Origin of the sequence: Amycolatopsis sp. CA-126428, from assembly GCF_002904335.1 — a bacterium.
GTDB lineage: Bacteria > Actinomycetota > Actinomycetes > Mycobacteriales > Pseudonocardiaceae > Amycolatopsis.
Genome location: NZ_PPHF01000023.1, coordinates 33,996 through 54,033 on the forward strand (window position 1 = coordinate 33,996; position 20,038 = coordinate 54,033).

At 71.6% G+C, this 20,038-nt stretch carries 21 protein-coding genes and 1 pseudogene; 15 read left to right on the forward strand and 7 right to left on the reverse strand.

The features are described 5' to 3' along the window. Window positions 1–6: 6 nt before the first annotated feature. From C2L58_RS06095 to C2L58_RS06105, 3 genes are read right to left on the reverse strand one after another with little or no spacing between them, the layout of a single operon-like run. On the reverse strand, window positions 7–912 hold the full coding sequence (locus C2L58_RS06095) for a UbiA prenyltransferase family protein (protein ID WP_103336538.1): 906 nt from the start codon (window positions 910–912) through the stop codon (window positions 7–9). Between the two features lie 13 nt (window positions 913–925). Next, complete coding sequence (locus C2L58_RS06100) at window positions 926–1,975, reverse strand: NAD-dependent epimerase/dehydratase family protein (RefSeq protein ID WP_199191117.1); 1,050 nt, start codon at window positions 1,973–1,975, stop codon at window positions 926–928. Next, complete coding sequence (locus C2L58_RS06105) at window positions 1,969–3,399, reverse strand: aspartate aminotransferase family protein (protein ID WP_103336540.1); 1,431 nt, start codon at window positions 3,397–3,399, stop codon at window positions 1,969–1,971. Before C2L58_RS06105 ends, C2L58_RS06100 begins: the two co-directional genes overlap by 7 nt. Before the next feature lie 181 nt (window positions 3,400–3,580). On the opposite strand from C2L58_RS06105, the gene C2L58_RS06110 reads away from it, so the two are divergent. The 4 genes from C2L58_RS06110 to C2L58_RS06125 all read left to right on the forward strand — a co-directional run bounded on the left by C2L58_RS06110 (window position 3,581) and on the right by C2L58_RS06125 (window position 6,611). Beyond that, a complete protein-coding gene (locus tag C2L58_RS06110) occupies window positions 3,581–4,588 on the forward strand; it encodes a glycosyltransferase family A protein (RefSeq protein WP_103336541.1) in 1,008 nt (335 codons plus the stop codon). Window positions 4,589–4,655: 67 nt separating this feature from the next. Further along, window positions 4,656–5,156 (forward strand): winged helix-turn-helix transcriptional regulator, encoded by a 501-nt coding sequence (locus tag C2L58_RS06115; RefSeq protein ID WP_103336543.1) that lies wholly within the window; start codon window positions 4,656–4,658, stop codon window positions 5,154–5,156. A 2-nt stretch (window positions 5,157–5,158) separates the two neighbouring features. After that, on the forward strand, window positions 5,159–5,689 hold the full coding sequence (locus C2L58_RS06120) for a pyridoxamine 5'-phosphate oxidase family protein (RefSeq protein ID WP_103336544.1): 531 nt from the start codon (window positions 5,159–5,161) through the stop codon (window positions 5,687–5,689). Window positions 5,690–5,852: 163 nt separating this feature from the next. Next, complete coding sequence (locus tag C2L58_RS06125; RefSeq protein WP_255410512.1) at window positions 5,853–6,611, forward strand: AMP-binding protein; 759 nt, start codon at window positions 5,853–5,855, stop codon at window positions 6,609–6,611. Window positions 6,612–6,773: 162 nt separating this feature from the next. Here the strand turns inward: C2L58_RS06125 and C2L58_RS06130 are convergent, their stop codons facing one another. The 3 genes from C2L58_RS06130 to C2L58_RS06140 form a co-directional block, all read right to left on the reverse strand. Further along, window positions 6,774–8,060: a GGDEF domain-containing protein gene (locus C2L58_RS06130; protein WP_233225578.1), complete on the reverse strand. Its 1,287-nt coding sequence runs from the start codon at window positions 8,058–8,060 to the stop codon at window positions 6,774–6,776. A 464-nt stretch (window positions 8,061–8,524) separates the two neighbouring features. Further along, complete coding sequence (locus tag C2L58_RS06135; protein WP_103336547.1) at window positions 8,525–9,181, reverse strand: response regulator; 657 nt, start codon at window positions 9,179–9,181, stop codon at window positions 8,525–8,527. Then, window positions 9,178–10,290, reverse strand: a complete 1,113-nt coding sequence (locus C2L58_RS06140) for a sensor histidine kinase (protein ID WP_199191118.1) — start codon at window positions 10,288–10,290, stop codon at window positions 9,178–9,180. Before C2L58_RS06140 ends, C2L58_RS06135 begins: the two co-directional genes overlap by 4 nt. 187 nt (window positions 10,291–10,477) lie before the next feature. On the opposite strand from C2L58_RS06140, the gene C2L58_RS06145 reads away from it, so the two are divergent. From C2L58_RS06145 to C2L58_RS06185, 9 genes and pseudogenes are all read left to right on the forward strand, one after another. Beyond that, window positions 10,478–10,879: a hypothetical protein gene (locus C2L58_RS06145; protein ID WP_199191119.1), complete on the forward strand. Its 402-nt coding sequence runs from the start codon at window positions 10,478–10,480 to the stop codon at window positions 10,877–10,879. Between the two features lie 11 nt (window positions 10,880–10,890). Next, window positions 10,891–11,337: a hypothetical protein gene (locus tag C2L58_RS06150; RefSeq protein WP_103336550.1), complete on the forward strand. Its 447-nt coding sequence runs from the start codon at window positions 10,891–10,893 to the stop codon at window positions 11,335–11,337. A 117-nt stretch (window positions 11,338–11,454) separates the two neighbouring features. After that, complete coding sequence (locus C2L58_RS06155; protein ID WP_103336552.1) at window positions 11,455–11,679, forward strand: hypothetical protein; 225 nt, start codon at window positions 11,455–11,457, stop codon at window positions 11,677–11,679. 20 nt (window positions 11,680–11,699) lie between these two features. Beyond that, complete coding sequence (locus C2L58_RS06160; RefSeq protein ID WP_103336553.1) at window positions 11,700–13,586, forward strand: RiPP maturation radical SAM C-methyltransferase; 1,887 nt, start codon at window positions 11,700–11,702, stop codon at window positions 13,584–13,586. Between the two features lie 11 nt (window positions 13,587–13,597). Next, window positions 13,598–14,230 (forward strand): DUF5825 family protein, encoded by a 633-nt coding sequence (locus C2L58_RS06165; RefSeq protein ID WP_103336555.1) that lies wholly within the window; start codon window positions 13,598–13,600, stop codon window positions 14,228–14,230. Continuing rightward, window positions 14,227–15,480 (forward strand): MFS transporter, encoded by a 1,254-nt coding sequence (locus C2L58_RS06170; RefSeq protein ID WP_103336556.1) that lies wholly within the window; start codon window positions 14,227–14,229, stop codon window positions 15,478–15,480. Before C2L58_RS06165 ends, C2L58_RS06170 begins: the two co-directional genes overlap by 4 nt. A 109-nt stretch (window positions 15,481–15,589) precedes the next feature. Continuing rightward, window positions 15,590–16,078, forward strand: a complete 489-nt coding sequence (locus C2L58_RS06175; RefSeq protein ID WP_103336558.1) for a hypothetical protein — start codon at window positions 15,590–15,592, stop codon at window positions 16,076–16,078. 78 nt (window positions 16,079–16,156) lie between these two features. After that, a pseudogene (locus C2L58_RS06180) lies at window positions 16,157–16,656 on the forward strand (SigE family RNA polymerase sigma factor). Next, a complete protein-coding gene (locus C2L58_RS06185; protein WP_103336559.1) occupies window positions 16,656–17,690 on the forward strand; it encodes a hypothetical protein in 1,035 nt (344 codons plus the stop codon). Before C2L58_RS06180 ends, C2L58_RS06185 begins: the two are co-directional and overlap by 1 nt. A 15-nt stretch (window positions 17,691–17,705) precedes the next feature. On the opposite strand, the gene C2L58_RS06190 is transcribed toward C2L58_RS06185, so the two are convergent. Then, window positions 17,706–18,578 (reverse strand): alpha/beta fold hydrolase, encoded by an 873-nt coding sequence (locus C2L58_RS06190; protein WP_103336561.1) that lies wholly within the window; start codon window positions 18,576–18,578, stop codon window positions 17,706–17,708. A gap of 95 nt (window positions 18,579–18,673) precedes the next feature. On the opposite strand from C2L58_RS06190, the gene C2L58_RS06195 reads away from it, so the two are divergent. Beyond that, complete coding sequence (locus C2L58_RS06195; RefSeq protein ID WP_233225579.1) at window positions 18,674–19,129, forward strand: MarR family winged helix-turn-helix transcriptional regulator; 456 nt, start codon at window positions 18,674–18,676, stop codon at window positions 19,127–19,129. Between the two features lie 110 nt (window positions 19,130–19,239). Next, window positions 19,240–19,986, forward strand: a complete 747-nt coding sequence (locus C2L58_RS06200) for an SAM-dependent methyltransferase (RefSeq protein WP_103336564.1) — start codon at window positions 19,240–19,242, stop codon at window positions 19,984–19,986. Window positions 19,987–20,038 lie beyond the last annotated feature (52 nt).

Here is a 20,038-nt window from a genome sequence, read left to right on the forward strand (position 1 = left end):
GAGTCGTTACGGGGAAAGGAGACCGGCGGTGGCCAGCGCGACCACGACCACCGCGCCGGTGCCGAGCAGGACCCGGTCGCGCAGCAGCCCGCGAGCCGGATCCGCGCCACCGGCCTGCACGAGCACGACGTGCAGGTAGCGCAGCAGCCCGAACAGCACCGGCGGCAGGGCCGCCGCCAGGACCAGATCGGCACGCGGACCCCAGCGTTCGAGGGCGAAGAACAGGAACGGCACGACGGTCAGCCCGGCCGTGAGGACGAGCAGCTGGTCGAGGAACGCGGCGGGGTAGCCGCGCAGCACCGGGCGGCGCAGCGGCTCGGGCAGGTCCAGCTCACGCCGCCGCTTGCCCAGCACGGGCAGGAAGCACAGCAGGAACACGCACAGCAGCAGCCAGCCCGAGGGCCGCACGCCCGTGGCCAGGTACCCGGCCAGCACGCGCAGCGCGAACCCGGTGGCGACGGCGAACACCTCGGCCACCGGCACGTGCTTGAGCCGGCGGCTGTAGGCGACGTTCAGCGCGATGTACGCGCCGAGCGGCGCGAACAGCACCGGCCGCGTGACCGCGGTGGCCACCACGAGGGCCGCGAGCAGCGCGGCCCCGAGCGCCACCGCCGCCCCCACCGGCACCCGCCCGGAGGCGATCGGCCGGTGCCGTTTCGCCGGATGCCCCCGGTCGTACCGGGCGTCGGCGAGGTCGTTGCCGATGTAGACGACCGAGGAGGCGAGGACGAACAGCACCACCGCCTCCGCCAGAGCGGCCGGCCGCGGCCAGGTCCAGGCCGCCGGGTGCAGCAGGACCAGCGGTACGACGAGCACGCTCTTCGGCCACTGGCCCGGCCGGACCAGCGCGAGCAGATCCCGCGGGGCGGTTCGCGAACGAACCGCCACCGCGTGCGGGTGAAGCGAGAACATCCGGCGCCTCCCGTCAGAAGAAGACCTTGGCGAGCTTCAGCGCGCCTTGGCGCCAGGGCTCACGGCTGGTCACGCCTTGCTTCGCCGGGGCGTGGACGCGGCCGGACCGCCACCACGTGAAGGCTTCGAGCAGGGCTTCGGAATTCGACAGCCGCGGCACGAACCCGAGGCGGCGCGCGGCCTTACCGGTGCTGACGAACGAGTCGTCGAGCAGCTTGTGCAGCAGCCGTCCGTAGACCGGCGACAGCTTCCAGCGTTCGAGCAGCCCGAGCACCGCGACCGCGGGCCTCGCCGGGATGGGCACGACGTGCTTGCCGTGCCCGGCCGCGTCGAGCACGGCCTGGAAGTCCTCCCGGATCGTGCCGAACCGCTCCGCCGCGATGTTGTAGGTGTCGTCGGCGACCTCACGGGGAGCCACCAGCGCGGTGACCACGGCCGTGACGAGGTCATCGAGGCCCAGCATCTGGATGCGGACGTCCCCGCGGCCGAGCACGGGGAAGTGCCGCCCTTCCGACGCCCACTCGAACAGCATCGCGAACAGGCCCATCCGGCCCGTGCCGACGAACGTCTTGGGCCGCAGGATCGTCAGGCACAGCCCCTGGGCACGCAGCCGCTCGGCGTACTCCTCGGCCTCGGCCTTCGCCGCGCCGTAGGTGTCGACCGGCTCACGGGGGTGGCTCTCGGGCGTCGGCACCGTCTTGGGCAGCCCGTAGACCGACGTCGACGAGATGTGCACGGCCCGCGCGAGACCCGCCGCGGCGGCCGTCCCCAGCACGTTTTCCGCGCCGCCGACGATGATCGAGCGGATCTCGTCGGCCGGGTAGCTCGGCAGCGCCGCGGCGCAGTGCACGACGGCGTCGGCGCCGGCCATCGCATCGGCGACGACCCGGGGATCCCGGACGTCGCCGATGTGGTGGCGCAGGCCGGGCGCGGCCGGGATGTCGCGCAGGTCGACGCTGTGCACCCGGCAGCCCTCGTCGAGCAGCCGCTGGACCAGGCGGGCACCCAGCACGCCGGCGGCGCCGGTGACGACGACGGTCCCGGGCAGTTTCGAGTTCACCACAGCCGGCTCACCTTCTCTTGGACGAAACGGGTCAGCAACCGGGACATGCCCTGCTCCAGCACGGCGTCCAGGGCTTCGAGGAAGCGCTCCACGTCGGCGTCCTCCACCACCAGCGGCGGGCTCACCACGAGCGGGCTCCGGCCGTTGAGCGTGTAGTAGGTGTAGATGTCGTGGTCGCGGTAGAGCGCGTCGACCACCGCGCAGGTGATCAGCTTGGTCCGCAGCAACGGGTCTTTCGCCAGCGAAACGGGAACCAGCTTGCCGACCAGGTCGAGCAGCTTCGGCCCGCCGGAGAGGAACACGCCGTGCAGCGCGCCGGTGCCGCGGACGTCGGCGACTTCGTCGGGATGGGCTTTCCGGATCCGTTCGAGCCCGGGCACGAGCAGTTCTTCGAGGTGGCGCGCGCGGGCCGGGAAGTCGTCGGTCACCGCGATCTCCACGGCTTCCAGCGCGGTCGCCGCCTCTTCGCCGAAGCCGTAGTAGGTCGTGCTCGTGCTCTGCAGCAGGGCGTCCTGCATGCTGTCGTAGGCCTTGCGGAACACCGGTTCGCGCGCCACGAACGCCGAAATCGAGGACTTGCCGCCGCCGAAGGACTTCGACGTCGTCACCACGTCCGGCACGAGCCCGGGGTGGCGCATGAAGTAGAACATCGTGCCGGTCTTGCCCCAGCCGGTGTAGATCTCGTCGAAGATCAGGACGATGTTCTCTTCCGTGCACAGTTCCCGGACCCCGCGCAGGAACTCCTCGGAGCAGTGGTTCATCGTCGAAGCGCTGAACGGCTCGATGAGCAGCGCGTAGACGTCGCAGCCGCCACCGGGCCGCCGCGCCGCGGCGATCGCGTCCCGGACCGAGCCGAGGTCGCCGTAGCGGAACGTGCCGATGCCCGGGATGGTCGGGAAGGCGAACTGGCCCGGCGCACCGCCGGTGAGCCCGCCCGAACCGAGCAGCTTGCCGTGGAAGGCGATGTCCGCCCGCAGCAGGCGGCCGCGCTTGCCGCGGTGGTACTTGTAGGCGAGTTTCACCGCCCCCTCCACCGCTTCGGCGCCGGAGTTGGGGAAGAACGACATGTTCAGGTCGGCCGGCATGACCTGGGCGAGGTTGTGGCCGAGCGCCGCCAGGTACGGCGAGAAGTAGGTTTTGTGCACCTCCATCCGGGACCGCTCCTGGAAGCGTTTCCTGGCGGCCACGATCCGCGGGTGGTTGTGCCCGTGGTTGAGCACGCCCACCCCGCCGGTGAAGTCGAGGACGGTGCGCCCGTCGCGGGTGTGGAGGTGCGCGCCTTCGGCCCGGTCGACCAGCTCCCGGCCGAAACCGAACGACGTCATCAGCTTGACCTGCGATTTGTTGACGTACTGGCGATAGAGCTCGTGGACCTCGTCGACGTCGAGCCGCTCGGCCTGCTCGAGGGTGATCAGTCGTGGCATCGATCTCGTCTCCCGTCGGTTTGTGTCGGCGTTTCCGAGCCTGGGAGGGCGATCTCCTCGACGGCTTTCGCGGACCTCTCACCGGTGGGCGAGGGGAGGGGGATCGCGGTGAGAGGGTTGTGGCAGACGGCCGGGCTGCACTCGGGGAGTCAGTTCTTCACCGAGCAGCTGGAGGTCTGCCATGGGGCAGCTGGTCTCGATCGTCGTGCCCAACCACAACGGGGCCGGGACGCTGCCGCAGTGCCTGTCGGCGCTGTCGGCCCAGACCTACCCGGACCTCGAGGTGATCGTCTCCGACGACGGCAGCACCGACGACTCGGTCGCGGTGGCCCGTGCCCACGGCGCGCACGTCGTCGCGACCGGCGTGAACGGCGGCTGCGGCGTCGCCCGCAACGCCGGCCGGGCCCGCGCACGCGGCGACGTCATCTTCTACGTCGACTCCGACGTGGCGCTCGCCCCCGACGCGGTCGCCACCGCCGTCCGCATCCTCGAAGCGGAGCCGGACACGGGCGCGGTGTGCGGCATCCAGGATCCGGAACCGCTCGTCGAACCCACCCTGATCGCGCGGTACCGCGGGCTGCAGTACTACTACTGGTCGGTGAGCTCCCAGGGCGCGGTGTCGTTCTTGTTCCCGTCGCTGTGCGCGATCCCGGCCAAGGTGCACGACGAGATCGGCGAATTCAACCCCCGGCTCAAGCAGACCGAAGAGGTCGACTTCGGGCACCGGTTGTCGCGGCGCTACCGGCTGCGGCTCACCCCCGAAGTGCACGGGAAGCACGCCCACGACCCGCACCTGCGGATCCTGCTGCGCAAGCTGTTCCACCGTGCCCGCCTGCGCATCCCGCTGTACGCCCGCCGGCGGCGGTTCGCCACCGGCTTCGAGACACCGGAGCGGGCATGGGCGAGCCTGGCCGCCGCGGCCTCGGTCCCGGCGCTCGCGACGGCGTTCGTCGGCCCGTGGGGGCTGCTTCTGCCCGGCGTTCTCATCGCCGCGTCCATCGCGGGGGACAGCGGGATGTACCGCTTCGTCCGCCACCAGCGCGGCGCGGCGTTCGTCGTGTACTTCGCCGCCGTGCACTACCTGGTCAACCTGACGATCGTCACCGGCGCGGTGGCCGGAGCACTGCAGTGGACGGCATCGCGGGCGTTCCGCGGGCTTTACGACCACGCCACGCCCGCGAACGCCTGACCGTTTACCGCCGGTCGTTCCGGGGTACTACTGCTCTCGTAATGCAACCAGTTTCGAGGTGAGAGCGGTGAAGGAAGCGCGGTCGCGGTGTCCGATCAACCTGTCGCTGGAGATCTTCGGCGACCGGTGGACGCTGCTCGTCCTGCGTGACGTCGTTTTCGGCGGGGCGCGGCACTTCCGGGAGCTGCTCGGCGGTGCGGAACGGATCTCGTCGAACGTGCTGGCCGACCGGCTGGCCGCGCTCGTCGAGCACGGGCTGCTCACCCGGGCCGGGGACGCGTCGCACAAGCAGAAGGTCACCTACAGCCTGACCGACCGCGCGATCGACCTCGTCCCGGTGCTCGTGCAGCTCAGTGCGTGGGGGGTGCGGCACCTGCCCGTGGCCGACGCCTACGCCGCCCGCGCGGAAGTGCTCACCGCCGGCGGTCCGCCGCTGTGGGAAGCCTTCATGGACGAACTGCGCGAGACTCACCTCGGCACCCGCCGCGGGGAGGCGCCGGACGGCCCGACCGTCACCGAGCGCCTCCACGCCGCCTACGCGGCATCCGTGACCGACCGAACGGAGTGATGATGGAAACCCGGCTCGACGAACGGTTCAGCGATCCCGACTCCGAGGCCACCAGCTGGGCCGAAACCACGCGGGCGCTGGAAGAGGCCCAGATCAGCTGGCTCACGACCGTCCGTGCCGACGGCCGGCCGCACGTGACACCGCTGGTCGCGGTGTGGCTGGACGGGGCGGTCCACTTCACCACCGGCGAGAACGAGCAGAAGTACCTCAACCTCACGGCGAACCCGAACGTCGTGCTGACCACGGGCCGCAACGCCTGGGACGATTCCCTCGACGTGATGGTCGAGGGCGCGGCCCGCCGCGTCACGGACCGCCCGACGCTCGAAAAGCTCGCCGAGGCGTGGCGGCAGAAGTGGGACGGCAGCTGGGCTTACGAGGCGACCGGCAACGGGTTCCGCCAGGGCGACCACGACATCCCGGTCTTCGCCGTCGAACCGGCGAAGGTCCTGGTCTTCGGCCGGGAGCGGAAGAAGCCTTCGGAACCGCCGACGCATTCCACTGTGGAGTTCACCCACACCAGCCACCGCCCCTGACGGATCAAGCGCGACCGGCGACGGCGTCGGCTTGACCTTCCGGGCCTGCCGGGAGTCGATGGCCGTCGCCGGCTCGCGTTCAGGGATCCGCTGCCACCCGCTCCCGATACTTCGAGGCGTTGCCGGAGTCAGGGGGGTCCGTGGGTTCGCTCCGTCTCGACGAATGCTTCCTCGACCAAGTCCGGCGGCGGCCCGACGCCGTCGCCGTCGGTGGGGAAACCACGCTCACCTACCGGGAGCTGGGCGCCCGGGCCGTCGCCGTGGCCGCCGGGCCGCGGCGGCTCGGGTGGAACGGGAAACCCTGGTCGGCATGGCCTTTCCCCGCGGGGTGGACGCCGTCGTCGCCGCGGTCGGGATCACCCTGGCCGGGGGTGCCTACGTGCCCATCAGCCCCGCCACGCCGGGTAAGCGGATCGGGGAGCTGCTCGCGGACAACGACGTCGTGGCCGCCGAGGTCGGCCTCATCGCCGCAGCCGCGCCCGATGGGGTCGAGGTCGTCGAACTCTCCCGGGTCGAGGCGCGGGGGAGCGGGACCGACGCCGCCGCCGCGCCGCCGCCGCTGGACGAGCGGTCGCCGCTCGCGCACGTGCTCTTCACCTCGGGCTCCACCGGTAAGCCCAAGGGCGTGCTCGTCGAACACGCCGGGATCTTCCGGATCGTCCGCGAGCCGCACTTCCTCGCCTTCGCGCCCGATGACCACGTCCGGCACGCCAGCCCGCTCGAGTTCGACGCCGCCACCATGGAGACCTGGGGCGCGCTGCTCAACGGGGCCCGGTTGTGCGTCGACCCGGCGACCGTCGTCGTGCCGGTGCGGTTCGCCGCGGCGCTGCGGGAGCACGGGGTGACCTGGGCGTTCGTGACGTCGCCGATCAGCGCGCCCATGATCTCGGGGATGCTCCACAGCCAGCTGTACTGCTTGTAGGACCGGTCGTCGATGGCGGTGTCCAATGGAGGCCTCTCTTCGATGTGATGGCCAGCGTCAGGGGATGGCCCCTACCTCGATCGTGTCCCGCCCCGCTGACTCGGCACTGAAGTGCGGCGGACACCGGCCGCCACGACAAGCCTGCTGGGGCGTCAGCCGGCCTTACCGGGCCTTGGCGGTGGCGGTCCGGTCGCGGCCGTTGTCCTTGGCGCGGTAAACGGCGTCGTCGACGGCCAGCAGCAGGGTGGTGAGGTCGCCGCCGTGGTCGGGGAACACCGCGGCGCCGATCGAGGCGGTCAGGGTGATCACCGCCGGCTCGCCGGTGCGGCGGTCGATGGCGTCCACGGTGACCGCGGCGATCGTGGCGCGGGTGCGCTCGGCGACCGCGGTCAGCGCGGCGGGGTCGAGGCCGGGCAGCAGGACGACGAACTCCTCGCCGCCCCAGCGACCGACCAGGTCGCGCCCGTGGCCGCGGACGCAGCCGCGGAGCGCGTCGGCCACGGCGCGCAGGACCGTGTCACCCGCGAGGTGGCCGAACCGGTCGTTGATCTGCTTGAAGTGGTCCAGGTCCAGCAGGAGCAGCCCGACGTGGTCGCCGAGCCGGTCCGCGCGCTCGAGTTCCCGTTCGGCCACTTCGTGCCACCAGGTCGGGTCGGCGAGCTGGGTGCGCCGGTCGGTGCGGGCGGCTTGCTGGAACTGGGGGAGCAGCAGCCCGAGGTGCAGGCCGACGACGAGGACCAGGACGAACACCAGCGTCCAGGGCCGGGTGACGGCGACGAGGGCGTAGACGTAGCCCAGGCCGATCGCGGCGGCGATGATCAGCTGGTCGCTGGCCGGGCCGAGCGCGCGGTGGGCGGGCTGGTCGCGGTTGTCCATGATGATGGCGATGACGACCAGGCCGTAGTTGACCAGCCGGTAGATCGCCCCGGCCACCACGATCGCGGCCACGCCGCGCGGGCCGTCGAGCACGGTGATGTAAGGCCCGGCGGCGTCCGGGTAGAGGGCGGACAGGGCGAGTGTCGCACCGGCTACTCCGAGTAGCACGGTCGAGGCGGAGAACACCTTCCGGTGGACCGGGGCGCGGCGGGCGAAGACGCGGAACCACTCGTAGGTGAAGGTGACGGCGATGAGGACGGCCTGCAGCGGCAGGGGCAGCAGGAGCAGCCCGGCGATGTACCAGGTGGACTGCAGGTGGGTGTAGGGCGTGCCCTCGGGCAGTTCCCGGATCCGCTCCAGCCCTTGGGTGAGTTCCAGGTGCGCGATCGCGCAGGCCAGCAGCAGGCCGAGCCACGCCCAGTCGGTGCCGGTCACCGCGGTGGCGGCCGTGGTGGTGGCCACGACGGCCGCGGTCAGGCCGACGATGGCACCCACGTAGGCGATCAGGCTGCGGGGGAGGACCAGGAAGGCGCGCAGCGGGGATTCTCGATCGCGTGACGATGCCTGGCCCACGGCGTGCCGCCCCCCTCCCCGGAACAGAATGTCCACTGTAACCGGATGGCCACGCCCGGTCGTGCGTCATCCGGGTGACCACCGAACCGGGCAACCATGCCCCGCCACCAGGAGGTACATCGTGATCATCACCCGCACCCAGACCCAGCCGACCCGTCGTCCGCGTCCCGGCCGCCCCACCGAGTGGAACCGCTGATCACCCCCTTGCGTCAGCGCCGCGGCCGCGTCCCGTGAGCGACGTCTTCAGGTGAGCGGCGACATCGAGCCGCAATCGGCCCCGGCGGCGAGGAACCCCGCCTCGCCGCCGGGCCCGTGAACAGCCGATTCACGCGAGCGCCGCGACGGCCGACGGGCCGCCGGGCGTAGCGAACGCCGCCCGGTGCGGAGCCGGCTGAGCCGGGAAACCGAGGCCGAACGATCCAGCGGCACGCGGGCAGCTGACCCCGGCGAACGTTGACTTGCCGTCACGACCGTACGGCGAGCCCGGCCCGGACGGCGAGGACGACGAGCTGGGCACGGGTGCGGGCGTTGAGCTTGGCCATCGCCCGGGCCACGTGGGTGCGAACCGTCGCCGGCGAGAGGAACAGCGCGTCCGCGATCTCGTCGTTGGACCGGCCGGTGGCGACCCAGGCGGCGATCTCGCGTTCCCGGCCGGTGAGGGTGTCGAGGCCGTCGACGGTGGCCGGCGCGGACCACCGCTCGGCAAACGTGGTCACGAGCAGCCTGGTCACCGACGGTGAAAGCAGCGCGTTCCCGCCGGCGGCGGCGCGGACGGCGTGGGCCAGCTCGGCGGGCGCGGTGTCCTTGAGGATGAACCCGGCGGCGCCGGCGCCGAGCGCTTCGAAGACGTAGCGGTCGATTTCGAAAGTCGTGACGACGACGACCCGCACCGCGTGCAGCGCCGGGTCGGCCGCGATGTGGCGCAGCAGTTCGAGGCCGTCCATGCCCGGCATCCGGATGTCGAGCAGCAGGACGTCCGGCCGGTCGCGCCGCAGCCGGGCCAGGGCTTGCGTGCCGTTGTCCGCCTCGCCGACGACCCGCATGTCGTCTTCGCGGTCGATCAGGGCCCGCAGGCCCATCCGGACCAGCTGGTGGTCGTCGGCGAGCAGCACCCGGATCACGAGTCCGCCTGCGGCAGGGGAACCCGGGCCGCGACCCGGAACCCGCCGCCGTCGCGGGGACCGGTTTCCAGGTGGCCGCGCAGTTCTTCGATCCGGCGGCGCATGCCGGTCAGGCCCCGCCCGGGTGGCGCCACCGTCGACGGCGTCCCGCGGCCCCGGTCGGTCACTTCGACGAGCAGTTCGCCCCCGCGCCTGCCGACGGTCACGCGGGCGGTCGTGGGCCCGGCGTGGACCAGCACGTTGGTCAGGCTTTCCTGCACCACGCGGTAGACGGTGGCGGCCAGCGGCCCGGGAACGGGCTCCTCGACGGCGACGTCGACCGGGAGACCGCCGGTCCGGACCCGGTCGACCAACGCGGCGAGCCCGGTCAGGCCGCTTTCGCGCGGGTGGAACGCCGCCAGCATCCCGCGCAGGTCGGCGAGCGCGCCCGCACTGGTGTCGCGGACGGCTTCCAGCGAGCGGCGTGCCTGGTCCGGTTGCTCGTCGAAGGCGAGCAACGCCAGCCCGGCCTGCATGGTGATCAGGGCGAACCCGTGCCCGGCGATGTCGTGCACCTCCCCGGCCAGCCGGATCCGTTCCTCGAGCGCCGTGCGCGCGATGAGGTCGTGGCGAGCCCGCCGCCGGGCCGCGTCCCGCACGTGGACCAGCGCGCCCAGCGACCACGGCAGCACGATCCAGCTCGACCAGGCCAGCGCCAGCAGGCCGGGATCGTGCCGGTCGCTGAGCACCCGGACGAGGATGGTCACCGACGACAGCACGGCGGCCGGCGCGCAGACCGCCGCCGACCGGAGCGGCGTCCGCTGCCGGGCGGTCTCGAACACCGCGATCACCAGGCACAGCAGCACCGGCCCGTACGGATAGCCGGCCAGCAGATAGCCGTTGACCAGCACCACGGCGCCGGTCAACGCCACCGGTGGCATGCTGCGGCGCAGGCCCGTCGTCACCGCCGCGGCCGCGACCAGGAGCGTCACGCCGAGCGCGTCCAGCGGGAGGGACGGGGCGGTCGCCGACGATGGGACGGCCATCGTGCCGGCGACCACGGCGGCCGCGAACAGCCCGGCGGACACGACGTCCAGCCGGGGGATCCGCGCGCCGGAAGCCAGAGGCATGCCCGCCAGCATGGCGCCCGGCCGGCCGCCTGTCGTCGGCTTCGAAGCGACACCCGGGCTACGTCAGCTGACGTAGCCCGTCCGGCGGCAACGCCGCTTTGCGTCCGATGTGGTCACCGGCTCCAGGCCCCAGGCTGGAAGCACCGAGGCGACGCCCGCTTCGGCTACCCCGGTAGGAGGACATCCCGTGACAACGCGCACGAACCCGCCGCCGGCCCGGACCGCGATCGGGCGGGCCACCGGCCGGCACCGGACGTTCCTGATCGCCACCTGCGTGGCACTGGTCCTGGCCGCGATCGCCGACGAAGCCACCGGCTACGACGGCCCCGGACCGATCGTCTACCCCGCGTTCGTGGTGCTGGTCGCCTTGGTGCCGTGGCGGTTCACCCCGCTGCTCGTGGTTCTCATGAGCGCGGTGTTCGTCTTCGGCGGACTCGCGTCGCCGGAGTTCGTGCACCGGCTGACCACGCCGGGCCAGGTGCTGGACTTCGCCGCCGCGTGGCTGCAGATGCTCGGCTTCGTCGCGGCCGCGGGCTTCGCGGTGGCCGCGGTCGTCGTTTCCCGCCGGACCCCCGATTCCCGTTCGTGAAGGAGCACACCATGTCCCGTTTCCGACGGCTCAGCCGGAGCACCCTCGTTTCGTTCGCCGGGCTGCTCGGCGGCATCGCCGGGCTACTCGTCCAGTGGGCCGCCGACCCGGCCAGGTTCTCGGCGGCCCAGCAGTCGTTCGGGATCCCGTTCCCGCCCGGCATCCTGTTCATCGCCGGGGCCGGATTGCTGATGCTGGCCACGTCCCGCTGGTGGTGGCACCCGATCTTCGCCGTGGTCATCGCGTTCTGGATCGCCGGCGTCGGAACCCTCGCCGGCCAGCTGACCCCCAACCTGGTCTCACCGAACGCCGGCACCGTGGCCGGGACCGTCGTCATGGCCGCCGCGCTGCTCCTCGCCGCGATAGCCGGTTTCGTCGGCATGGTTTCGGGACGGCGGAGGTCCGCGGTCCCGGCACGGAACCCGGGAAATGGCGGATCTTCGGAGAGCCTCGGCTGAGGAAGCGCTTTACTGACGAGGCCTGCGGGAATTACCCTGTAGCTGCGGGCTGGCGGGCGGACGACTTCACCGGCGCGTCACCCATTTTCGGAATTCGTATCGAAACGAGGGGGAAAGATGAAATCCACGTCCGCTGCCGCACTCACGGTGACGAATCTCGCGGAATCCGGCGACCGTTCCGAGGCCAGTTGCGGCGTTCGGGTGGGTTTCGCTCCGGCGTCCGCGCTCACCGTGACGCCCCTTGCCGAGCGTGACGAACGCGGCGGCACCGGCCGCGGCGTGACCATGTACAACGAAGCCGGAAAGGCCGGCCCCGGTTCGACCGCTGCGAAACCGCACTGAACGGCGGAGCAGGCGTTTCGATGCCCCGCGGGCGGGTTCCGCGCACCTGCCTGGTGTCGATGCCGTGGCACTCGCTGCACCGCCCCTCCCTCGCACTCGGCGTCCTGCGCGCGGCGTGCGAACGGGCGGGACTTCCGGTCCCGGTTTCCTACCACGGCAGTCTCGCTTTCGCCGAGATGATGCTGCGGGCCGGTTTGACCGTGGGCGACTACGCGGAATTGGCGGACACCGGGTTCCACCATTCGCTCGGCGAATGGATCTTCGCGGGCGCGCTGAACGGATCCGATTTCGGCTATGCGGGCATGGAGGATCTGGCCGGCCGCGCCGGCCTGCCCTTCCGCATCGCCGCGGCGGCTCGTGCGCTCGCGGACGAATTCACCGATCAGGCCGCCGACGCCATTCTGGCCCACGAGCCGGAACTGGTCGGCTTCAGCGCGACCTTCAGCCAGACCATCGCGAGCCTCGCGGTGGCGCGGCGGATCAAGGACCGGCGACCCGGCGTGCAGATCCTGGTCGGCGGCTACTCGACCGACGGCCCGATGGGCGTGGCACTGCACCGGGAGTATTCGTTCGTCGACTACGTCCTGCGCGGCGAGGCGGACGTGACTTTTCCTAAACTGCTTCGGGCCCTCGCCGAATGCGATGCGACCGGAACCCGCGACGGCCTCGACGACGTGCCCCAGCTGTGCCGGCGTGACGACGACGGCGCCACCCGGGTCAGCCCGTGCCCGTCCCGGCCGGTCTCGCCGGCGTCGATCACGACACCGGACTACGACGACTGGTTCGCCGCCGTTCCCGCTTCCGTCGCCGCCCGCGTCGAACCGGAGCTGGTCGTGGAGTCCTCCCGCGGCTGCTGGTGGGGCGCGAAACACCACTGCGTCTTCTGCGGCCTCAACGGCACCGCGATGGCCTACCGGGCCAAGCCGGCCGAGTCCTTTGTGGATGAGGTGCTCGGACTCGTGCGCCGGCACCGGATCCTCGACGTCACCACGATCGACAACATCCTGCCGAACGAGTACTACCGGTCGGCGCTGCCGGAGCTGGCCGACGCGGGCCACGACCTGCGGATCCACTACGAAATCAAGGCCAACGCGCAGATCGAGGACGTGGCCGCACTGCGGAGCGCCGGGGTGTGGGACGTCCAGCCCGGCATCGAGAGCCTGGTCGACGACGTCCTGCACCGGATGCGCAAGGGCGTGCGCGGGGCCCACAACGTGCGGATGCTGCGCGACGGTGCCTCGGCCGGGCTCAACATCACCTGGAACTGGCTGTACGGGTTTCCGGGCGAACGCGTGGCGGACTACGCCGCGGTCGTGGCCCAGCTGCCCGCCCTGGTGCACCTGCAACCGCCCAGTCGCGCGGCACGGATTGCCCTGCAACGGTTTTCGCCGAACTTCGACGACCCGCGGCAGGGCTTCACCGAGCGTCGCCCGGCGGCGGGGTCGCGCCTCGTCCACGACATCGACGACCCGGAGCGGCTCGCCGAGCTCGTCTACTCCTTCGACACCCCGGACCAGGGGCTCACGGCCGAGGAGGTCAAGCCGCTGGTCGACGCGCTGGCCGCGTGGACCGCGGGCTATGCGGGGAGTGCGCTGGTCGTCCGGACCATCGGCGACGTCGTGGTGATCCGGGACCGGCGCCACGGCTGGGCGCCCGCCGACCACGTGCTCGAGCACCCGCGGGAAATCGCGGCCTGGCGAGCACTGGAAACCGGCCGCGCCCCCCTCCGGGTCCTCGCCGAACAGGACCACGAATGGGATCCGGACGACTTCGGCCGCTGGCTTCGCCGGCTCGCGGAGGCCGGTCTGGTGTTCACCGACGGCACCTTGTGGATCACCCTGGCCACCTCGCCGGCCACGGCGCGGAAAACCCGCTTGCCGTTGCCGGTGCTCACGCCGTCCGCCTGAGAAGGAGCCACATGCGCACTCTGTCCGCGCCGCACCCGGCGTGGCCCGAAACGGTCGAACTCGACCTCGGCCGCATCGACGCCGATCCCGGCGCCGCACTCGGTGTCGTGGCCGAACTGGCCGGGCGCGCGCAGCGGCTGCGGCTGCCGGAGCCGTTCGCCTTCGGCGGATCCGCGCACCGCGACGCGACGATGGTGCGCTTGCTCGCGGCCGCCGCGGCGGCGTTCGTCCCGGTGGACTGGACCTTGCGGGGGTCGTTGCCGGGCACCATTCCCGAACGCGCCTTGTACCACCTGCCACCACCACGGGACGACGGGGAACTCGCTCGCCGCTGGCGTGCGGCCCACGACGTCGGCCTCTGCACCTACCGGTACGGCCCGGGGTTCGTGCTCATCCACGACACCCGACCGGGCGGGCCGATCAACCGCGTCCACGTCGAAACCGCCTGGGTAGGCACGTTCCGGACCCTGGCCGGCACGGACCGGCCGCCGGCCGGCGGGGCCGCGGCGGATCTCCTCGACCAGCTGGCGGCGCACCAGCTCGCCCTGCGGCTGGACGACCGGTACGCCGTCGTCCTGCCCTACCACGCGGATCGACGCCCACCGCCCGGCCGGGTGGTCCCGCCGGTGAAGCCGGGCCTATGACCGACGCCTCGCCGGACGCGGCCACGTCGGCGGCCGGGCTGCGCGGGCATCGCGCGTTCCGGTTCCTGTGGAGCGCGGACGCCGCCTCGCAGCTCGGCACGGCCGCCGCGACCGCGCTGGTGCCCCTGCTCGCCGCGACCACCCTCGGCGCCACGCCGCTGCAGATGGGACTGCTCACCGCGGCGGAGACCGTGGCGTTGCTGGTCATCGGCCTGCCCGCCGGTGCCTGGATCGACCGGACCCGCCGCCGCCGCGCGGTCCTCGTCGGCGCCGACCTCGTCCGGGCCCTGCTGTTCTTCGGCCTCCCGGTCGCGGGCTGGACCGGTGTGCTGGACTTCGGGCAGCTGCTCGTCACGGTGGTGCTCGTCGGCGTCGCGACCGTGTTCTTCGACGCCGCCTACCAGGCGTACCTGCCGGTGGTGATCGGGCTGGAGAACCTGGAAACCGGCTACGCGCGCCTGCAGGTCACCCTGTCGGTCGCCGCGGCCGCCGGGCCCGGCATCGGTGGCGTGCTCACTCGCGTGATCGGTGCCGCCTCCGGGCTGGCGCTCACCGGAGCGGGCTACCTGGCTTCGGCCGCGCTCCTTTCGCGCGTCCGGGCCGAGGTGCCGCCGATACCACCGCGGCCGCGGAAGGTGCGGCTGCGCACCGAAATCGCCGAGGGGCTGCACTACATCGTCGGCCACCCCCAGCTCCGTCCGCTGGCCGTCGCGAGTTCCATCGCCGCGTTCTTCACCGCGGGCATCATGTCCATGGAAGTTCTGTTCTTCACCCACGACCTGAACCTGGACGCGGCGGGCGCGGGCGTGCTGCTGGCCCTGTCTGGCGTGGGCAGCGTCATCGGCGCCGCGACGACCGGCCGCTGGACCCGCCGCCTCGGCGCCGCTCGCGCCAACTGGCTGGTGCCGCTGCTGACCTGGCCACCCCACCTGCTGCTCCCGCTCGCCCAACCGGGCCCGATCGGCCTGGTCCTGGCGGCCACGGGAATCGTCATCCACGCCGCCGGCGGCACGACCTACAACGTGATCGTGATGACCCGCCGCCAGCACCTGACACCGGACGCCCTGCGCGGCCGCGTCCACACGACCATGCGCGTGCTCGTCTGGGGAACCATGCCACTCGGCGCACTGGCGGCGGGCGTCTTCGCCGAGTCGGTGGGGACGCGCGCGACCCTGACCATCGCCGTCGCCGGAATCCTCATCGCGATCGTGCCCGCGGCCTGGTCCGCCCGCGAACACCCGGTCCCTTGACGGCCGGCATGCACCTCCGTCCCCGGAGTTGCCGATCCATGGCGCCCGGGCCGGACCAGCTCCCGGGCGATTCCCGATATCCTCTCGGAAACGCAAGAGGGGGAGTTCCATGAGTACCGTCGAGCGCACGCTCAGACCGATCGTCGTCCTGCTGTACATCAACGTGGGGATCAGCGTCCTGCTCACGGTGCTGACCTTCGTGTTCAAGAGTTCCGTACTCGATTACCAGGTGCAGCACATGGTCGAGGCCGGGAAGGTCCTCCCGGGCCGGGAGGCGGCGACGCGTGGCGTGCTGGAAGGCACGCTCTGGATCCGGCCGCTGTCGATCCTGGTCGTTTCGGTGGTTTACGCCCGTTTTGTCGCGCGGCTGAAACTCGGCCTGCGACGCACTTATTACCGGCTTCTGGCCATCGCGATCTTCGGCGCGGGTGCGCTGGCCTATCTGATCGTCATCTCCCAGTTCCCGGTCTGGTACCGCGTCATCCAGGGCGTGCAGGGACTCGTGCTGCTGAGCTTGCTGCCGATATTGGCCACGAAGGACATCCGGGACCACTTCGCGCCGGAGCCGCAGGCGATGAAGATCTGGGACGACGCGTAGGCAGGGAAGAGGCGCGAGTTCGCGAGGAAGTTCTGCGCGGAGGTACACGGATCGCGCGTGGCAGCAGTCTTCATAGTGATGGCTGACTACGAGGACTTCGTCCGGACGCACCTGCCGCGGTTGCTGCGCTACGCGACGATGCTGACCGGGGAGCGGGAGCAGGCCGCTGACCTGGTGCAGGACGTGCTGGTCAAGGCGTACCGACGGCGGTCGCGGATCAGTGACGCCGAGCACCCCGACCGTTACGTGCTGCGGATGGTGACCAACGACTACCCTCCTGGCGCCGCAGCCGGTCGGCGCGGCTGATCGCCGTGGGCGACCCGCCGGACGAGGCGCGGCCGGATGACTTCGCGTCGGACCACGCGGCGCGCGAGGACATGTGGCAGCGCCTGGCGCGGTTGCCCCGGCGTCAGCGCGCGGTCGTGGTGCTCCGGTACTACGAGCAGCTCGCCAACGCCGACATCGCCGGCCTGCTCGGCTGCGCCCAGGCCACCGTGCGGGCCCACGCCCGCAAAGCCCTGACGACCCTGCGACACGGCCTGAGCATCGATCGGATGGCCCAGGCCAAGGAGAGCTGATGGACATCGAGAACCTGATCAAGGACACCTTCACCGCCCACGAGCCCGACGTCCCCGACAGCGACCAGGTGCTGGCGGCCACGCGTCAGCGCCTCGACCGCCGGCGCGCCGTGGTGAGCCCGCCGCTCGCGGCCGCCGCCGGGGTGGCCCTGCTCGCCCTGGCCGCGGTCGCCGTCGTCGCGCTGAACCGGCCGGCGCACGACAACGAGGTCGCCACGGGCACCGGTCCGGCCGCCCTTCAAGCGCCGGCCGAGGCGGCCATCGCGGAGCTGACCATGCCCTACTCCCTCGGCTGGCTGCCGCCGGGCAAGGCCGACTACCTCGCGCGCCGGATCAACGTCGGTGGCAGCGCGGCGCACCCCGACAAGCCGGTGTACGGCGGCGAGTACATGCTGACCGTCACGTCCGGGCCTCAGGTCCTGCTCGTGGACGTGCAGGAAATGCGGATGATGCCGGTCGACCAGGCCGCCTTCAAGTCCGGTCCGGGCAAGCCCGTCACCATCCGCGGACGGGCCGGCGTGGAGAGCTCCCACTCCGGCGGCCCCGGCGGCTACGAGCTGCACCTGACCCACCCCGAGGGCGGCTCGCTGTACGTCAACGTGGCCGCGCAGCCGGGCAGCACGGCGTCGGCGCAGCAGCTGATCGACGCGGGCCGCCGCGTCGCGGAGAACGTCACCTTCCCGGGCAAGACCACGGTCACCCCGGCGTTCGGCCTCGGCAAGCTGCCCGACGGCCTGCGGATGTGCACGTTCGACGTCGAGAAGAACGGCCCGAGCGGCGGTCCGCGCACGGGCTACTCGCTGGGCACGTGCAGCACCCTGCCGCCGATCCACGTGCACGTCGGGGAGCCGAGTCAGGTGAGCGGCACCGAGGGGCCACCGGTCCAGGGACACGCGACGCGCTACCAGGACGAGAACGGTTACCGCACACTGTGGATCCTCAAGGCCGTCCACGACGCGCCGATCGCCGTGGCGGGCCGCGGCGCGCAGGCGGAGTTGTCCGCGATCGCCGACCACCTCGTCCTGCCGCACTGAGGTTTTCGTGGGTCCTCAGCGATCGATGTCCGTGTAGAAGGAGCGGAGGGTGGCCGCGAGCTGCTCGGGGGCTTCCATCGCCACGTAGTGCCCGATCCGTTCGAGCTGAACGGCGATCACGTCGGTGGCGACCTGCCGCAGCGTGGCGGGCGTGAAGTTCGCCGAGCGGCCGCCCACCGCGAGGACGGGCAGGTCCAGCTTGCGGGCCGCGAGCGTGCGGAGTTCGTCTCCTTCGGAGAGCAGTGACCGGTACAGGCCGGCGGCGCCGGCGAAGGCGCCGGGCCGGGCGTAGGAGCGGACGAGCTCGTCGATGTCGGCGTCGGTGAACGCGTCGGGTTTCCCGGCGAGGGACGGGATCGCGTAGTCGGTGAGGAACGGCCGCTCGCGTCCGGTGAGGAGCATTTCCGGGATGCCGGGGGCGGCGAGGACGCCGATGTGCCAGGCGCCGCCGTGGGTGACGTCGGCGAGCATCTCGGCGCCGAATCCCGGGAGCCCGGTCTCGATTCCGGTGTAGCTGCGGACGAGTTCGGGGTGGGTGGCGGCGACCCGGAACGTCGTGGGGCCGCTGATGTCCTGGCCGGTGAGGTGGACGGGGCCGACGTCCAGGCCGGCGATCAGGTCGCTGAGGTCGTTCGCCGCGGTCGCGCTGTCGTGCTCGCGCGTGGCGGTGGCGGAGTCGCCGAACCCGCGGAGGTCCACAGCGAACACCCGGTGGTGCTCGCTGAGCCGGGGGATCAGCTTGTGGAACACCCACCAGGTCTCCGGAAAGCCGTGAACGAGCAGCACGGGAGACCCGGCGGTGCCGGCGGCGACGTAGTGCAGTTCGGTGCCGTTGAGGGCGACCCGGTGGTGGTGGACACCGGGGATGGTGGCGGCGTGGCGGTTCATGTGGTCCCTTCGAGCAGATGGACAAGTAACTTGTCGAACTCTAGAGGATAGACAAGTGACTTGTCTATCTGGCCGGGCCTCGTATGATCGGCCGCATGGCGCAGTCCAGCGGTGCCGAGCTCGCGCTTCTGCTGCTCGGCGGCTTCCACTCGATGGTCGACGAGGTGAACGTGGAGCTCGCGAAGCGCGGCCACCGAGGTGTCCGCCCCGTGCACGAGTTCGCGTTGCGCGCGGTCGAGGCGGGTGCGGACACGGCGTCCGAGCTCGGTCGCCGGTTGTCGGTCACCAAGCAGGCGGCGGCGCAGACCATCGCCGTGCTGGAGGACTTCGGCTACGTCGACCGCGAGCCCGACCCGAGCGACGGACGCCGCAAGCGCGTGCGGGTCACCCCGCGAGGCCACGAGCTGATGGCCATCGGCGGCGCCCTGTTCGACGACGTGCGCAGCCGCTGGGCGGCCCGGATCGGGCCCGAGCAGCTCGAGACCCTGGAAGCGCACCTGGCTCAGCTCACCGAGCGCCGCTCGTTCACCGCGGAAGACTTGCAGGACTGATCCCGAAGCCGCTCGCCGGCGCGTCCGGGGTCGACGCGATAACCGGTGGACCGGCACGTGCGGCACCCCTAGTGTTCCGTCGAACCGCGTGGACGTAAGGATTCCCCGAAGTGGATTTACCCCGTAGCTTCACCATCCGCGAGAGCAGCCACCGCATCCACAACCCGCTCACCAGCCGGAAACTGGCTGCACTGGGCGAGGCGCTGGACCCGCCGCCCGGAACTCGGGTGCTCGACCTGGCCTGTGGTTCGGGCGAGTTGTTGTGCACCTGGGCCCGCGATCACGGCGTCACCGGGACCGGCGTCGACATCAGCACGGTGTTCCTGGCCAAGGCCCGGGCGCGGGCGATCGAACTGGAGGTCGCCGAACAGGTCACGTTCATCCATGGTGACGCGTCTGGTCACGTTGCCGACGACCCGGTCGACATCGGGGCGTGTGTCGGTGCGACGTGGATCGGGGGTGGCGTCGCCGGGACTGTGGACCTGCTCCGGCGCAGCCTGCGTCCCGGCGGCGTGATGCTGATCGGCGAACCGTACTGGCGCCGGGAACCCCAGGACCAGGCCACCGTCGAAGGCTGTCACGCCACCAGCGCAGACGATTTCCGTGTCCTCCCGGAACTGCTGGAACAGTTCGGGGAACTGGGTTGCGACGTCGTGGAGATGGTTCTGGCCGATCAGGACAGCTGGGACCGGTACGTGGCGGCTCAGTGGCTCAACACCCGTCGCTGGCTGGACGCGCATCCCGGCGACGAGCTGGCCGGGCAGCTGCGTGCGGAACTCACCGCCGCTCCGGTGCGCCACGCCCGGTACCAACGCGAATACCTCGGCTGGGGCGTCTTCGCTCTGATGGATCGCTGACCCCCGCGCGGTGGTAGCTCGATGTGCGCTCCGCGCCAGCTACGTCCGCACC

Excerpts from the sequence above, each read along its gene's own strand:
- C2L58_RS06120 (WP_103336544.1), top strand. The coding sequence starts at position 5,159 with ATGGAAACCCGGCTCGACGAACGGTTCAGCGATCCCGACTCCGAGGCC.
- C2L58_RS06195 (WP_233225579.1), top strand. The coding sequence starts at position 18,674 with ATGGCGCAGTCCAGCGGTGCCGAGCTCGCGCTTCTGCTGCTCGGCGGC.
- C2L58_RS06165 (WP_103336555.1), top strand. The coding sequence starts at position 13,598 with ATGCGCACTCTGTCCGCGCCGCACCCGGCGTGGCCCGAAACGGTCGAA.
- C2L58_RS06150 (WP_103336550.1), top strand. The coding sequence starts at position 10,891 with ATGTCCCGTTTCCGACGGCTCAGCCGGAGCACCCTCGTTTCGTTCGCC.
- C2L58_RS06110 (WP_103336541.1), top strand. The coding sequence starts at position 3,581 with ATGGGGCAGCTGGTCTCGATCGTCGTGCCCAACCACAACGGGGCCGGG.
- C2L58_RS06175 (WP_103336558.1), top strand. The coding sequence starts at position 15,590 with ATGAGTACCGTCGAGCGCACGCTCAGACCGATCGTCGTCCTGCTGTAC.
- C2L58_RS06190 (WP_103336561.1), bottom strand. The coding sequence starts at position 18,578 with ATGAACCGCCACGCCGCCACCATCCCCGGTGTCCACCACCACCGGGTC.
- C2L58_RS06160 (WP_103336553.1), top strand. The coding sequence starts at position 11,700 with ATGCCCCGCGGGCGGGTTCCGCGCACCTGCCTGGTGTCGATGCCGTGG.
- C2L58_RS06185 (WP_103336559.1), top strand. The coding sequence starts at position 16,656 with ATGGACATCGAGAACCTGATCAAGGACACCTTCACCGCCCACGAGCCC.
- C2L58_RS06095 (WP_103336538.1), bottom strand. The coding sequence starts at position 912 with ATGTTCTCGCTTCACCCGCACGCGGTGGCGGTTCGTTCGCGAACCGCC.
- C2L58_RS06140 (WP_199191118.1), bottom strand. The coding sequence starts at position 10,290 with ATGCCTCTGGCTTCCGGCGCGCGGATCCCCCGGCTGGACGTCGTGTCC.
- C2L58_RS06105 (WP_103336540.1), bottom strand. The coding sequence starts at position 3,399 with ATGCCACGACTGATCACCCTCGAGCAGGCCGAGCGGCTCGACGTCGAC.
- C2L58_RS06125 (WP_255410512.1), top strand. The coding sequence starts at position 5,853 with ATGCTTCCTCGACCAAGTCCGGCGGCGGCCCGACGCCGTCGCCGTCGG.
- C2L58_RS06170 (WP_103336556.1), top strand. The coding sequence starts at position 14,227 with ATGACCGACGCCTCGCCGGACGCGGCCACGTCGGCGGCCGGGCTGCGC.
- C2L58_RS06155 (WP_103336552.1), top strand. The coding sequence starts at position 11,455 with ATGAAATCCACGTCCGCTGCCGCACTCACGGTGACGAATCTCGCGGAA.